Origin of the sequence: Acinetobacter sp. AOR12_HL (assembly GCF_027855275.1) — a bacterium.
Classification (GTDB): domain Bacteria; phylum Pseudomonadota; class Gammaproteobacteria; order Pseudomonadales; family Moraxellaceae; genus Acinetobacter; species Acinetobacter baumannii.
In genome coordinates, this window is sequence record NZ_JAKTIJ010000012.1 from 1 (window position 1) to 14,243 (window position 14,243).

Below are 14,243 nucleotides of genomic sequence, written 5' to 3' on the forward strand. Positions count from 1 at the left end.
ATTATACGTCATGTTATATATGTAAGCCTTTGATACTATTAAGCTTTTATATCAGTCGCTTTCTTTTCCTCAACCTGCAACGGCTTACCGTCACCAGTAGTCTTATAAAAAATGTTGCGGTCCATCGCTGTCATTTCGATTGGTAAATAGATTTCACGACCTTTGTACGACAAATAAAAATCTTTCATGTGGTGATGATCTTCAACAACTTTAACGTTCTGTGAACATGGAACCCACTGATCGAGACCTTTGTCATAGCGTTGTGATTCAAAGATTAAACGCATGTTTAATCCTTTCTCATTTGTAGTTAAATCAACGTTAAGTAGCTTTGCTTTGAAAATAATTTGAGACATAAATATGATCCTTATGCGATGCGTAATTCACGCTGATTAAAAGTAGAAATTGGTTCAACAAAGTTGCTAGGTACTTGATTTTCGAAATTAATTTCGACAAGTTTAAGAAATGGAATAATGTTGGATTTAGACTCAACATGTAGATTCTGCAAGAATGCTTTTGAGTAACCCGCAGCAATTAAATCAGCCATATATTGGTAATACTGACGCTCACCATAACGTGTCTTCATAACCTCATAACCATTCATTTCTAATGCGCAGTAAAAATTGAAGACATTACGAGCCTTAGTAAAACTTTGACGGCCTTTAGGTGTCACAGTTCCAAAAACATTACAGAGATTTTTAAATACAGTATCGTGGTCAGTAGCTTTCATGGCTGTACCCTCTAGGGCTTTAAATAACTGAGCGTTTGCTTTAATCCAGATATCACGTAAAAAATTAGGGTTAGAGCGTTGATAACGAATAAGTTCAAATAAATTAGTCGGAATACCGAGTTCTTTCATAACGTAGGCTTTAATGCCTGTTTCAAATCGCAAGAGACCTTTAACCCACTGCTGTAAATCTGGATCTGACATAACAGCTACAACACGTTGAGCACATTTATCATTTGCCTTAGCAAGCTTAATTTGCTCTTCAAGTTGAGACTGAAATTCAGCAGATTTACCGTAAACTTTACGGGCAAAACGTTTACAACGTTCAGAACCATAATAGTTAGTATTCTTATAGGTAACTTGCTTAGTCGATTTACGGATATGTTGAGTAGTTACATTGCGTAAAAAGTCAATAGCATCAGCAACTTGGTTATCATCACGTAAGCGTGCTGAATAAGTTGCATCTAACTGTTTAACTTCCGTCTCACCAATGGCCAACATACCGTAAAGTGTAGGATGCGATTCAGCTAAATAGCCGAGCATTTCAAGCGCACCCTGCTCTATCCAATCCGTTCCATACACATTATGTCCTTGAAGAATCTTCGCAGGACTAGCTTTAAGCTCAACATAAGGATAAGTACGACCTTCATGGAAAAACTTAAAAGCCATCTTCGTGTAAGAAGTCGGAAGTTTAGAATATGCATGATTTAGAACTTGATGTTTAACGTTCCCATCTTCGTCTTTGTATACATCATAAGAGCCAACTCTTAACCCAAGGTCCAGTAAATCAAAACCAAATACACAGTACCGACCTTCGCTATCAATATCGACTAGCGAAGCATCAACTGGTATGTGCATCACGATTTTGTCTAACATTTCCCCACCATGTAAACATGCATGCATAAATGCAATGCGAAGAATTTACCACAGTGATACACGCATGCACAATACATGCATGCAAAAATACATGTATCATTTTCTACATTCTAAAATTTGGGAAAATTGGGAATGGTACAAAGCGTTAGGCTTAACGACAAAGAGCAAGAAGAGCTTAGAAAGAAAGCTGTCGAACTTAACAAAGTTTTAATTGCTAAAGGTCAACAACCTATTCGAGATAGTGAGTTAGTTCACATTCTAATAGAAAACGGACTAGATCTTGTAGAGATTAGTAACAGCGGTAAGTTACACATACCAAAATAAGAAAAAACTCCCAAATTCGGGAGTTAAGTCCACACTAGAATCAGAAAAAGTGCAAAATTCCGCAGTTAAGTCCACACTAGAGAAGGTGGACTTTTTTACCCTCAGACACCAAAAAATATTCAGAAAGGTCAGGCGCGACAAGTCGCTGCCCGCCCTTTCCTCTCCCTCCAGTTCGCATAATGAAGATTGATGTTAAATGCCTGCAAGTGCAGGCAAAAGCATAGCATCATTGACAAAAAAGCTAATTCCAAATTAATGAAATTAGCTTATTTATCAATGACTAAGGCAAGTAACATAATCTAGTTATTATACGAACAATTATATAGTTTCAACTAATCCCTAGTTATTTCTATCGTACATTTAACTCAACTTGTTAACTATGAAAATTAAATCTTAAATATTTCATAAGCTTACTTTGTTTTATGAATTTGAGTGAAAATGCAGTTTTTTAAATAATTTTTTAAAAACTAACTCAACTTGTTACTTCTTTTGTAACCACTGAGTTAAAGAATAAAAATAACATTCGGCCATCCCCATAAGGCTGTGATCAAAAAAATGCATAATTTCTTTTTCCCATGAAAATTGAAAGGAACAAAAAATTTAAAAAGCCTAACTAGCTTACTAATCAGGCTTATTTAGAACATTTAAACTTTAAAGCGCAATATCAAACTCTAGGCTAGCTACTGTAGGCTGTAATCGAGCACGTTGCTTTTTAAAGTGCGGAAGAACATGTTCACCAAGACGGTATGACTCTTCAAGATGTGGATAGCCTGCAAGGAAGAATAACTCTATGCCAATGCTATTGTATTCTTCAATACGCTCAATAATCTGTTGGTAACTGCCTACCAGAGCAACACCGGGTGGCACTCCAATGTATCCGAACCCCGACCAAACATTTGGATGGATAAAAAAGTCACTGACATTTTTACTGCCATCTTTTTCGGCATACTCTTTTTCGAAGCTTAATACCCGCGCTGAGCGTAAACCCGCATGGGCTGCCGCCGCGTGTAAACGTTGCTTTTCAGCAGCTTCATCGAGAAAGCGTTGTGCCTCTGCCAACGCTTCTTGTTCAGTACGGCGAGCAATCGTATCGATTGATAGACCAAATTTTATATTTTCACGACCATACTTTTTTGCACGAGCACGTACATCGGCAATCAATGCTGCAATTTCTTCTGGTTTTTCAGCTCGCATTAAATAATAGTCGGCATGTTTTGCTCCAAACTCACGAGCAGCTTCCGAAGAACCTGCTGTGCAAATAATTGGAAGACTTGCTTTATTCAGTGGATATTTTAGACCACCGCCTTCTGCCGAATAGTACTTCCCTTTATAGTGAAATGAAGGATTATTCCAATATCCTTTTACAACATCTAGGAACTCAGTAGCACGTGCATAACGTTCATCGTGAGGTAAGTCATCGCCGACCTGACGTTGGATTACTTCTGAGCCGCCATTAATAATATTCCAAACCAGTCGATTACCCGTTGCACGCTGATAGGTTGCCGCAGTTTGTACAGCATTATATGGACTAAAATGATAAGCCTGAAATGCAGTCACAAAGTTAAGTTTTTTAGTTTCTCTTGCAAGCAATGAACATACTGTCCAAGGCTCTTCACCCGTTGGCGCGTTCACCATGAGTGCACCAGCAAAACCATTAATTTCTGCTGCCCGCGCTACCTGACTTAAGTAATCAATATAGGTAAAGTCATCACCGACTTCATAGTTCGAAACCGCTCCGGTATTTTCAACATTTTCAATATTGGCCCAATCACCGCGATTACGTGGATCACCGGGTAAAAATTCTGTTTCGCCATGAAGTGGTAAACGTGTAAAAAATTCAATTCCCATTATTTTCTCCTTAAAGCAAAGCTTAGAATTTTGCAGTGAGAGAAACACCAACTTGACGTGGGTTTCCATAGGTTAAGACATATTGTCCAGCAGGACCATTTGGTCGCCCATGAACTTGATATTCTTCGTCTAGCAAGTTTTTAACGTAAGCATTAACTTGATATTTATTATTTGCGCTGATATACCCAACGTTCGCGTTCCATAAGGTGTACCCTTTTTGACTCAAGATTGGGTCAACAGAATAATCTTGACGATTGACTAAGAAAAACTCGCGGTCACGATATTTTGCATCTGTGCCCACAATAACGCGTGCTCCACTATCAAGATTAAAGGTATATTCACCCCCTAAACCGATGGTGTATTTTGGAGAACGAACCAAGCTGTTACCTGTATTGTCAGCATTTACGACATTGGTTACTGGGTTTTTATCAACAAAGTCGGTGTATTCACTGTCTAAATAAGCGCCTGCAAAACGTAGGCGTAAGTTATCAGTCGCTAAATAATCTAATTCTAATTCGGCACCTTTTACTTCTGCTTTAGGACCATTTGCCAGAACTGAGGTTACTCCTCCACCTTGTCCTTCTGTCGCAACCAATAAATTTGTTTGAATATCTTTGTAGTCGTAATAGAAAATATTGGCATTGGCCGTTAAATTGCCTTGTAACAAGCTAGACTTCAAGCCTAGTTCGTAGCTATTTAAATATTCAGGGTTAACATCTGCTAGTTGCGTCAGGCTACTAGAAAGTCCAGTGTTAAAACCGCCTGAACGGAAACCTCGAGCAAAACGGAAGTATGTGTTGATATCAGGAGTGATTTCATATTCTGGCGTAATATCGTAGGTCAGCTCATTCCATCTCTTTTTACGACTTGTTGAACCATTTGCATTAGGCGCTGGGTTATAAACCGCATTACTGTACCCATCCTTTTGCCACCAACTGCCTTTGGTGTAATCGCCTGAGGTAATTTGAACAAGATCTAGATCAATATCTTTTTCTTCACTTGTCCAACGTAGACCACCTGTTACTTTAAATTTATCGGTAAATTTATAGGTACTGTTACCAAACAAGGCAAAACTTTGTGTCGTCTGATTATAGGTAATATCTCTAAAAGCTGGTGTTCCCGCAGTCTGAGCTGGAGCGCCATTAGGTAATGTTTTATTTACTCGCGCACTTACACCTGTTGAATCTAAGTCTTCATTAAAGAAGTGGAAACCTGCGATCCAACTGAGTCTTTTTTCAGCATCAGAAGAAACACGAAACTCTTGGCTATATTGGCGCCACTCATTATCGCTATAGCTTCTTGCTACATCGTAAGGCGTATAGTCACCATCAGAAATAGATTTTTGAGTGGTTTTATCAAACGCTGTAATGGATGTAAAAGTATGACCGCCGCCTAAATCTCCTGTTAAGGTGAGTGAAGCGCCATCATGTTGGATTTTATTACTTTCAGGTAAATCTAAATTTGTATCTCGGCCTTGTGGTCTTTCATAAACACCCCAGTATTTTCCAATACTTAAAGAGCCATTATTGCCAAGACCATTATAAGTTTGGCTATGTAGATTGACTAAAGCATTCCAATCATCATTAATTTTTCCTAATATCTGGAAGCGAAATGATTTTTTATCTACATCCCCGTAGTTTTCACCATTGGCTAAATTTTTTGCATAGCCATCGCGGTCTTCTGAATAGAATGCTCCTCGCACGGCAACGTTATCTGATATAGCCCCATTCACGGCGCCTTCAAAAGTACGAAGATTATGGTCACCTATTCCTATTGTTCCATAACCAGTCGGTTTATCTGTAAAAACAGGTTTTCGTGAAATGTAATTCACCGCACCAGCCGTGGTGTTTTTACCGTAAAGCGTGCCTTGTGGACCACGTAGAACCTCAATACGTTCTAAATCGAATAAATCTCCAGCACCAGCAACAGGCGCATTTAAATAAACCCCATCTGCATAAATACCGACTGGAAAAACTGTAGAGGCTGCAACATCGCCAGTTCCTAAACCACGAATATACCAACGTGGTCGGCTATCGCCATCTGGGTTTTCAGCTGCTGCATTGGGCGTATAAGTTAAAACATCGCCAATAAATGTTGAGCCTTTCGCAGCCAAATCTTTACCCGAAACTGCTGTAATTGCAGTTGGAACTTTTTGAATGTTTTGTGCACGATATTGTGCAGTAACGATGACATCGCCTAGTTTTTTTACATCTTTAGCATTTACCACTTGAGCTTGTTGCTCAGCAGGAATTGCATCAGCATCATCGTTCGCTAAAGCTAATGTCGAAACACTCGCCGTTACTCCCCACATAGCAGTTAAAATACTCTGCCTAATTTTTGTAACCTTAAACATGGTGACTCCATTTAAATAAATCTATTCTTATATTGGCAACTTCTATGCCATTTAATTTATGTAAACAATTTCAAATACTTAATAAAAATTTAAAAATAAAAATGATTCAATGCTGCTGATAGATAGACAGTCTGAAAGGTATTATTGTTGTTATTTCAACATTCACGATTTAACGTGTTTTATATCCCGTATTAATAATAAAGCCATACGGACGTATGGCTTTTTAAGATTCTTGGAAATGATTGATTGGTTTTAAAATTTATAACTAAATTGGCCTTGTACAGTCAGAGGTCGCATTGGTTGTAAAAACTCACTATTCGCTCCTGCCAAACCATTCACAAAATTTCGTTCATTGGTTAGGTTAAGAATGTTAAGGCCCACCGTCCACTGTGGCTGGCGATAATAAAGACCTAAGTCCAGATTATAGTTATTCGGTACTTTCACGGTTTGACTTAAGTTTGTGTACCAGTAGCTTGTCCACCATCCCGAAAGGTTAACCCCAAAACCAGACTGATGTTGGTAATCTACATAAGCACTTGCAGAGTATTTGGGAATTCCTGCTGCATCATAACGTCCGGCTTTACGTTGGTTTAAAGCGTTATTGTCTCCCCAAACCGTAGCATTGTCCGCATGAAAGCCAAATGGTGAAAAACCAGCAGGTATAATAGAGCTGTATTCAGCATCTAAATAAGTGAAATTGCCCCCAATCGCTATATTTTTTTGAAGTTGCCATCTTAATGATGACTCAATACCTTTTATTTCAAAGCGAGCCATATTTCCGTTCGTATCGGGCGATAAATCTCGTTTTTGTTCAAATCCACTTAGGGTTAAAAATAACTGGTCAGTAATAGGTTCATATTTAAATCCTACTTCTTTTAGCTCACTTTGACTGTCAAAAGCTAAAGGATTAAGTTGATTTCCAGCGCCCCAAATCAAGAAAGGCCCAAATACTCCCGTATTTAATGCAGTGCTTTTGTCATAAGTAAAATAGAGTGTGCTTTTCGCAGTAGGCTTAATAAACGTACTCAGTTGATAGCTCAATAGACTATATTTATCACTCGACGAACGGACATCTGTTGGGGTTAAAACAAGTGGGTTTTCAAGTTTTGCTCTTACAGAACTATGGTTAATTCCTAAGTTAATACCGAATACATCGTTAAAGGTAAAGTTTTGTTGAGTGAACACACTCAACGTGTCCCAAAAACCAGAGCCCGTATAGACAGCGCCTCCTCCATTCGGTGGAAAGCCACCTTTTTCTGCATATAAACCGTTTCCAATTGGGTACATGCGCGGTAAATTTAAATATCCAAAATATTGAGAATACTGTGGTACTCCGGCTTGTCCAATCCAACCTCCTGTTGAACCGCTATTGTTAATCAACCCCAGTAAATCACCAGGGTTCTTCTGCGATGGATCATTGGTTAAATCATAAGGATTAATATTAAAACTATTATTTGCAGCTAAAGACGTAAACTTCTCATGACGATATGTTCCTCCGGTACTGCTTTTATTATTAATTTTTACGCCACCTATTTCAAAATCATAGTCACCTAAAAATTCTAGTCGGTTATCAATTAACTCATGATCTAAATCTGTAAAAAAGCTTCCAACAGAGTCGCCTAAATCTTTGTTATTTTGATAGAGCGTACTGTTTGCAATAGACCAATGTTCATTTAAATCTTTAATGACTTTTAATTGAGTGCTAAATCGCTTGGCACTATTTTTATCTTCACTACGTCCTGAAACATTATCATCTAGCTTGACCAATTCATTGCCAGGGATTGATGGATCATAGACCCAACCTTTAATCGTTCCTGCTTGATCAGCAGTTGAGTTCGGTAAAGGCGTGGTCTGAACTCCACCAACAGCAACATATTGGTTTTTATCGTTCTTCTGACGAGTTTGCCAACCAATGACTTTAGAATTTGCCGCACCCGATTCAAATACAGGAGACCAAAAAGTCGAACCATTTTGAATAATAGGCGTAGCTCTACCTTTGTAATAAAGGCCATTATCAACCGATTGCTGCGACGCTCTATTCCATCCATGTGTGACATTAAAATCGTAATAGTCATCGTAACTGATATTCCAATCGGCCCTTAAACGATCATTTGGACGCCAAGCAAGTGCCCCATAAAATGCATTAAAATTATTTTTCACATTGTCATAATAGTCATCTGTCTTTTGTGCTGTTGCGCTCACGCGAAATGCTAATTCTTTTGAAATGGGCGCTGTATGATCAATACTGACAGAGAAATTAGGCTCTGCGCCTTTACCTGAGTAAATGGAACCTACAGTCCCAGAGATATTGGTTTCGGCTTTATTAAAATTAGGCTTTTTGGTCAGGTAGTTAATATATCCGCCAGAACCTGAAGTCGGCGCAAAAATTACACCTGTTGGCCCTGCCACAATATCGGCTCCTTCATAAGCATTGAGATTGGTCGGATGGCGAGTACTGTAAATACGTTGACTATCTTGAAAAACTTCCGAGTTCTGTCCACGAATTTGTGGAGCAAAGTTAGCATTTTGTCCCCCGCCTCGCGTAATGCTAGGTGCGTATTTGACGAGATCATCCGCACTGCGAATAACATCTTCTCTAAATTGTTGTTCTGACACTTGCGATACTACACGCGGAGTATCCAATACAGAGCTATCCGTTCCATAAATTGAGGTAACTTTGCGTTTGGGAACAACGGTAGTTTTCTTAGCTGCTCCAGTAACGACTACATCTGACAAAGTAATTACATCACTTTCAGAATCACCTGCTTGTTGTGACGTTTCTTCGGCAAAAACATATAACGGTAAAGTGGCCCCTAATACGCTAAGCGCAATAACTAAAGGTTTTAATTGAAAAGGCTGTCTCATATCACACTCAGTAAAGTAAATTTACAATGCGTTACGCAAAGCCTATGCCAACCATTGAATCGCCAAATAATTCAATCTAACAATTTGATTTATTTGTTTTTAATTTCTCATTGTTTACTTATCAATTCTATTCATGTTTATTTTTTCAACAAAGCTGTTGAAATAGAGACACTCACCAAAAACAATAATTACATAAGTTATTGATAAATATATTAAAATTATATAAAAATATTGGCATTTATTCTGCAATACCTTAAAAGATGAAGATCTAATCAGGTATTTATAATGACAAATCAAACATTTCAGTTATCACGTCGAAAATTTTTAACACAAAGTCTTACGGCGCTAGGTGGCGTCTCTTTGATGGGCAGTTTATCAGGCTGTGGCCCCTCTCCAGATAATAGTACCGAATCAAAAAGTACCTCTTCAGCAACGCCTAAGCATGGAGGTGTTATACGCTTGGGGCTGATTGGAGGACAACAATCAGGCAGTCTAGATCCTCATCTTTCAGCATCGGGAAGTGGTATTACACGAGGTTTCGCTATTTATAATAAGTTATGGGAATGGGATGAAAATATGCTGCCCCGACTTGCTTTAGCGGAGTTTGCCGAGCCTAATCACAATGCAAGCGAATGGACCATCCGTTTACGCAAAGGCTTAGAATTTCATCATGGTAAAACTATTACCGCAGATGATGTAATCTTTTCAGTGAAACGCCTAACAGACCCTAAACTCGCTTCACCATTTCGTAATCTGGTGCAGTGGATTGACCGAGATCGTATTCAAAAACTAGATGAATATACGGTTCGTATTCCTTTTATTAGTACGATTCCCGGCTTTGTTGCATTGCCCGAAACTTGGGTAAACTTTGGAGGAATTGTACCGACTGACTTCGACCCTATTCATAATCCAGTCGGAGCTGGTCCATATAAAGTTAAAGAGTTTATTCCGGGGCAACGTTCTGTTTTTACCCGTTTTAATAATTACTTTAAAGCAGACAAACCTTATGCAGATAGTTTTGAAGTGATTGATTTTAAAGATCAGGTTTCTCGATTAAATGCTTTATTGGCTGGACAAATTGATGTAGCAAATGCGATTTCACCTGAATATATTAAAATTTTGGAGCAAGCAAAACACATTCAAACTATACGCTCTGCGACCAATACGCATAATAGTTTTGACTTTAATACCCAACAAGCGCCGTTTAATGACCCTAGAGTGCGCCAGGCATTCCGTTTGATTGCAAACCGAGAAGAGTTGGTACAACGAGGCTTAAATGGGCAAGGTCGAATCGCTAACGATCTTTATTCGCCGCAAGACCCAGCCTTTCTCAATCTGCCGCAACGTCAGCAAAATATTGCCGAGGCAAAAAATCTATTAGCGCAAGCAGGTTTTAAAGATGGTTTGAGTGTAGAGCTTGTTACCCCAGTGAGTAGCGCTCAACCTGCATTAATTTTTGCCGAGCAAGCAAAACAAGCCAATGTGAATATTCGAGTTAAACAAGTCGATTTTGCAACATTTAATGGCCCTGACCGCAGTAAATGGCAGCTATCGAGTAATGCGACCAATGTCGGCACACCCTATTTATCGACTGCCGTTGTTAACGATGCCCCAATTTCCACGACCAATCGTGTGAACTTTAAAGACCCTGAATATAGTGAGTTATTTTTTAAAGCACTGGCAGAGCCTGATTTAGCCAAACGCAAAATCCATTTAGCGCAAGCACAAAAAATTCAACATGAGCGTGGTGGAATGCTCATTTGGGGATTTAGCCATACGATTGATGCGGCAGCTAAAAATATTGGTGGTTTAGCTCCTGAACATACGATTTTTCCGACATGGCGCTTTGAAAAACTCTGGAAAGCTTAATACTCATCTGTAAACTCACCATAAAAAAAGCTGCCGAAGCAGCTTTTTTTATGGAGGTATAATTATTTAGGCACGGTAATCACAGAGAGTTTATCTACACCTACACGTTCAATACTTGCCAATAATTTTGCAACAGTTCCATATGGTACGGTCTCATCAGCATTTAAATTTAATGCTAATTTAGGATTACTGCTTTTGCGTGACTTTATTTCTTGTTCAAAGTTCGCAAGGGTCACCTTATCTTTATCAAGGAATATTTCACCTTGTGGATTTACACTAATCACTACAGCTTTGTTTTGATCTGTCGATTGAGTTGGAGCCGCTTTTGGTAAGTTTACTTTCACCGTATTTGTTAACAAAGGAGCTGTCACAATGAATACAATGAGTAAGACCAACATGACATCGACTAGCGGTGTAATATTAATTTCACTGACGACATCGTCTTCTTGAGAGGTAGAAATTGCCATTATGCAAACACTCCTTTCTCTTTCACTTCTTTAGCAGAATTATCTTTAAGCGCCGTATTACCAGTCGTACCTTTTTTTGCAGTTGGTAGTTGGAACCCTGCTTTTTGATTCAGGCTCACGAAGTCCGTTGCAAAATCATCAAGATCTGCGCCAATTGTTTTTACTTTACGCACAAAGTAGTTATAAGCAAGCACCGCAGGTACAGCAACTGCAATACCAATACCAGTTGCAACCAGCGCCTCTCCAATTGGTCCAGCCACGACATCCATACTTGCATTACCTGAATGAGCAATTGCTTGTAATGCATGAATAATCCCAAATACTGTACCGAATAGACCAATAAATGGTGCGTTATTTCCAATAGAAGCCAGTAAAGCTGAACCTTTTTCTAATTGGCGGCGCTCAGTTAGAACTTGTTTACTTAAATGGCGTTCTAATAAGTCCTGACGGCTCCAACTGTTTTGTAAGTCTTGATGCGTCTTTTCATCTGCTTCAATTAAAGTCTGAAAACCGGTGTTAGCCACTCGTGCTGCTGGGCCTTCACCCAATTCAGACTTAGTTACTGCATCTGATAAATTTTTTGCTTTCCAAAACTCTTCTACAAAAAGCTTACTTTGTTTTGTTGCTCGCTGTGTCTGGACCACTTTAACCACAATCAACACCCAAGTCACAATTGAGAAAGCAACTAATAACCAGATCGTGCCGTCATGGATCAATGAATTAATATCTGACATGAAAATATCCTCTTAATTTAAATTTTATTTCGGTAATTGATAATGAATTGGAACATCGACCCAGCCTTCTACAGGGGTTTTCCCTTTTAGCGCAGGTGAAAATTTCCATTGCTTTACTGTTCTTACGGCAGCACTGTCTAGAATTTTTTTGCCACTACTTTGCTTGACACTGACTGTATCCGGGCTGCCATTTGCTAATACTTTGACCCGTAAAATGACTGAGCCTTCCCAACCACGTTCTAAAGCTTGTTCAGGATATTCAGGTGCAGGGTTACTGAGATATCCGGCATAACCTTTGGCTTCAGTCACAGGTAAATTGTCATCTGACGCTTTTACAGGCTCAGCCACTTTTTTAACCGGTTCTGTGACGACTTCTTTTGTGACCACAGGTTCTGCAACTTTTTGTGGAGTTGGTTCAGCCACCGCTTTTGCAACTGGCTTAGGTTGCTCCACACTTTTTTGGACAGGTTTGGGTTGTTCAACTTGTTTGGGAATTGGCTTGGGTTTTTCCACCACAGGTGGAACTTTTGGTTTTTCAGTAATGGGTGGAATTTTGGGTTCAATCACTTTAGGTGGTTCAACCGGTTTTACGATTTCAATCACCACAGGTTCAGGTTTATGAATATCTAAAGCTGGTGTCGGCAATTGTTTTGCAACATACCAAATTCCAAGATGGGCTGAAGCAACCGCAATAATTGCGATTAAGACTTTATTCAACTTCACTGGAGCAGGTTGAATAACATCTTGATCATGCCTTGCAAACGGATCTGCAATTTCAGTTGTGGCTGCAACTGTCGCAAATTGCTCAAAGAGCAAAGCCCGCTTATGGGGATTAAAGATTTGATCACGCATAAAAATTTAAACTAAAAATAAAGATTAAGTCGTAAATTGCACAAGCCATGCCAAAACTATAAGCTATTATTTTTTATTAATTTAATTTGTATTTTTCAAATGATTGATACAAAAGATGTTGGTTTTCAGACAGTGTTATGCTGTTCAAACAACAAGATCCCTTTGATATCGCAAAGGGATCTAAGTTTATTATTTTAATTTATATCCTACTAAGGGTAAGACTTCTTCGGCCACGCGATATGCTTCTTCTAAATGCGGGTTACTGGCTAAAATAAAATGTCCCACCCCAATATCAATATATTCTTGCAAACGTTCTGCGACTTGCTCATAGCTCCCGACTAAAATACAGTTTGGGCCACCTCGTACATTTGACATTCCCGCCCACACATTCGGACTTACAAATAGGTCTTCAAAACGGTTGCCTTGTGCTAAGGCTTGCTGGCGCTTTGCTCCTACAGATTCAGTGTCTTTGCGTTCAAAAGCATTACTATCAACAGCAATGGTTTCATACATTTGTTTAAGCTCTTGGAAGGCTTGTTCTTGGGTTGGTCGCGCTAAAATATCAATACGCATACCAAATTTAACTTTGCGTTCCGGCGAGTTCTGCTCAAAGAAATTTTGTGCCTGTTCGATCACTTTTTTCTGTTGGTCTACAGGTTCGCCCCAAGTTAAGTGGATATCTGCATGACGTCCTGCGACTTGTAAAGCCGCATCGCTTGCACCTGCTAACCATAAGCGTGGAACGTCATATTGATTCATTGGGTATTTTAGGCCACCTTGTTCAACATGGAAAAACTTTCCATCGTAATTGAAAGGTGCGTGGTGTGAATAACCTTTCACAAATTCTAAAAATTCATTGGTTCGTGCATAACGTTGATCATGTTCAATAAAATCCCCATACGCGCGTTGTTGTGCACCGCCTCCCCCTGAAATCACATTCCACTCTACTCGTCCCTGACTCAAGCGCTGCAAACTTGCAGCCATTTGGGTTGCATAAGCAGGATGAATAAACCAAGGTTGAATTGCGATGAGCAAACGAAGTCTTTTAGTTTCTCTGGCCAATGCAGACGCTAACACCCATGGTTCTTCAGTATGTGGAAAAGCAGGAATGAGTGCGCCATGAAAACCAACAATATCGGCTGCTTTCGCCACTTGCTCGACATAGTCATAGTAAGCAAATAACTGATCTTCATGTTGCGGTGCAACACGTTGTGGAGATTGAACTGCTGGGGTTAATTGATTCCATTCACCGCGTGTGTGTAATTGATGTGCTCGACGACCATCCCCATGAACAGGGATTCTCCATAAAAACTCAACTGACATAATGAATC

At 39.3% G+C, this 14,243-nt stretch carries 11 protein-coding genes; 2 read left to right on the forward strand and 9 right to left on the reverse strand.

Annotated elements, in window-relative coordinates; genetic code table 11:
- Positions 1 to 38 precede the first annotated feature (38 nt).
- Together MKL36_RS04290 and MKL36_RS04295 are read right to left on the reverse strand one after the other, a co-directional pair.
- A complete protein-coding gene (locus MKL36_RS04290) occupies positions 39 to 353 on the reverse strand; it encodes a hypothetical protein (protein WP_021511259.1) in 315 nt (104 codons plus the stop codon).
- 11 nt (positions 354 to 364) lie between these two features.
- Positions 365 to 1,600: a phage/plasmid replication protein, II/X family gene (locus MKL36_RS04295; protein ID WP_021511258.1), complete on the reverse strand. Its 1,236-nt coding sequence runs from the start codon at positions 1,598 to 1,600 to the stop codon at positions 365 to 367.
- A gap of 132 nt (positions 1,601 to 1,732) precedes the next feature.
- Here MKL36_RS04295 and MKL36_RS04300 point away from each other — a divergent pair, with 132 nt between their 5' ends.
- Positions 1,733 to 1,924: a hypothetical protein gene (locus MKL36_RS04300; protein WP_021511257.1), complete on the forward strand. Its 192-nt coding sequence runs from the start codon at positions 1,733 to 1,735 to the stop codon at positions 1,922 to 1,924.
- Between the two features lie 651 nt (positions 1,925 to 2,575).
- Here the strand turns inward: MKL36_RS04300 and MKL36_RS04305 are convergent.
- The 3 genes from MKL36_RS04305 to MKL36_RS04315 all read right to left on the reverse strand — a co-directional run bounded on the left by MKL36_RS04305 (position 2,576) and on the right by MKL36_RS04315 (position 8,990).
- Positions 2,576 to 3,772 (reverse strand): LLM class flavin-dependent oxidoreductase, encoded by a 1,197-nt coding sequence (locus tag MKL36_RS04305; RefSeq protein WP_021510730.1) that lies wholly within the window; start codon positions 3,770 to 3,772, stop codon positions 2,576 to 2,578.
- A 22-nt stretch (positions 3,773 to 3,794) separates the two neighbouring features.
- A complete protein-coding gene (locus tag MKL36_RS04310) occupies positions 3,795 to 6,125 on the reverse strand; it encodes a TonB-dependent receptor (protein ID WP_005131896.1) in 2,331 nt (776 codons plus the stop codon).
- Positions 6,126 to 6,377: 252 nt separating this feature from the next.
- Positions 6,378 to 8,990, reverse strand: coding sequence for a TonB-dependent receptor (locus tag MKL36_RS04315; protein WP_021510731.1), 2,613 nt, complete (start codon positions 8,988 to 8,990; stop codon positions 6,378 to 6,380).
- A 285-nt stretch (positions 8,991 to 9,275) separates the two neighbouring features.
- Here MKL36_RS04315 and MKL36_RS04320 point away from each other — a divergent pair, with 285 nt between their 5' ends.
- Entirely contained in the window at positions 9,276 to 10,859 is a 1,584-nt protein-coding gene (locus tag MKL36_RS04320; RefSeq protein WP_021510732.1) for an ABC transporter substrate-binding protein, read from the forward strand.
- Positions 10,860 to 10,921: 62 nt separating this feature from the next.
- Here the strand turns inward: MKL36_RS04320 and MKL36_RS04325 are convergent, their stop codons facing one another.
- The 4 genes from MKL36_RS04325 to MKL36_RS04340 all read right to left on the reverse strand — a co-directional run bounded on the left by MKL36_RS04325 (position 10,922) and on the right by MKL36_RS04340 (position 14,235).
- Complete coding sequence (locus MKL36_RS04325) at positions 10,922 to 11,326, reverse strand: ExbD/TolR family protein (RefSeq protein WP_001018517.1); 405 nt, start codon at positions 11,324 to 11,326, stop codon at positions 10,922 to 10,924.
- Entirely contained in the window at positions 11,326 to 12,060 is a 735-nt protein-coding gene (locus tag MKL36_RS04330) for a MotA/TolQ/ExbB proton channel family protein (protein ID WP_004701581.1), read from the reverse strand. The genes MKL36_RS04325 and MKL36_RS04330 overlap by 1 nt, the downstream gene beginning before the upstream one ends.
- Positions 12,061 to 12,084: 24 nt before the next feature.
- Complete coding sequence (locus MKL36_RS04335) at positions 12,085 to 12,912, reverse strand: energy transducer TonB (RefSeq protein WP_021510733.1); 828 nt, start codon at positions 12,910 to 12,912, stop codon at positions 12,085 to 12,087.
- 189 nt (positions 12,913 to 13,101) lie between these two features.
- Positions 13,102 to 14,235 carry an LLM class flavin-dependent oxidoreductase gene (locus tag MKL36_RS04340; protein ID WP_021510734.1) on the reverse strand — a complete coding sequence of 378 codons (1,134 nt, stop codon included), beginning with the start codon at positions 14,233 to 14,235 and terminating at the stop codon, positions 13,102 to 13,104.
- Between the last annotated feature and the right edge of the window lie 8 nt (positions 14,236 to 14,243).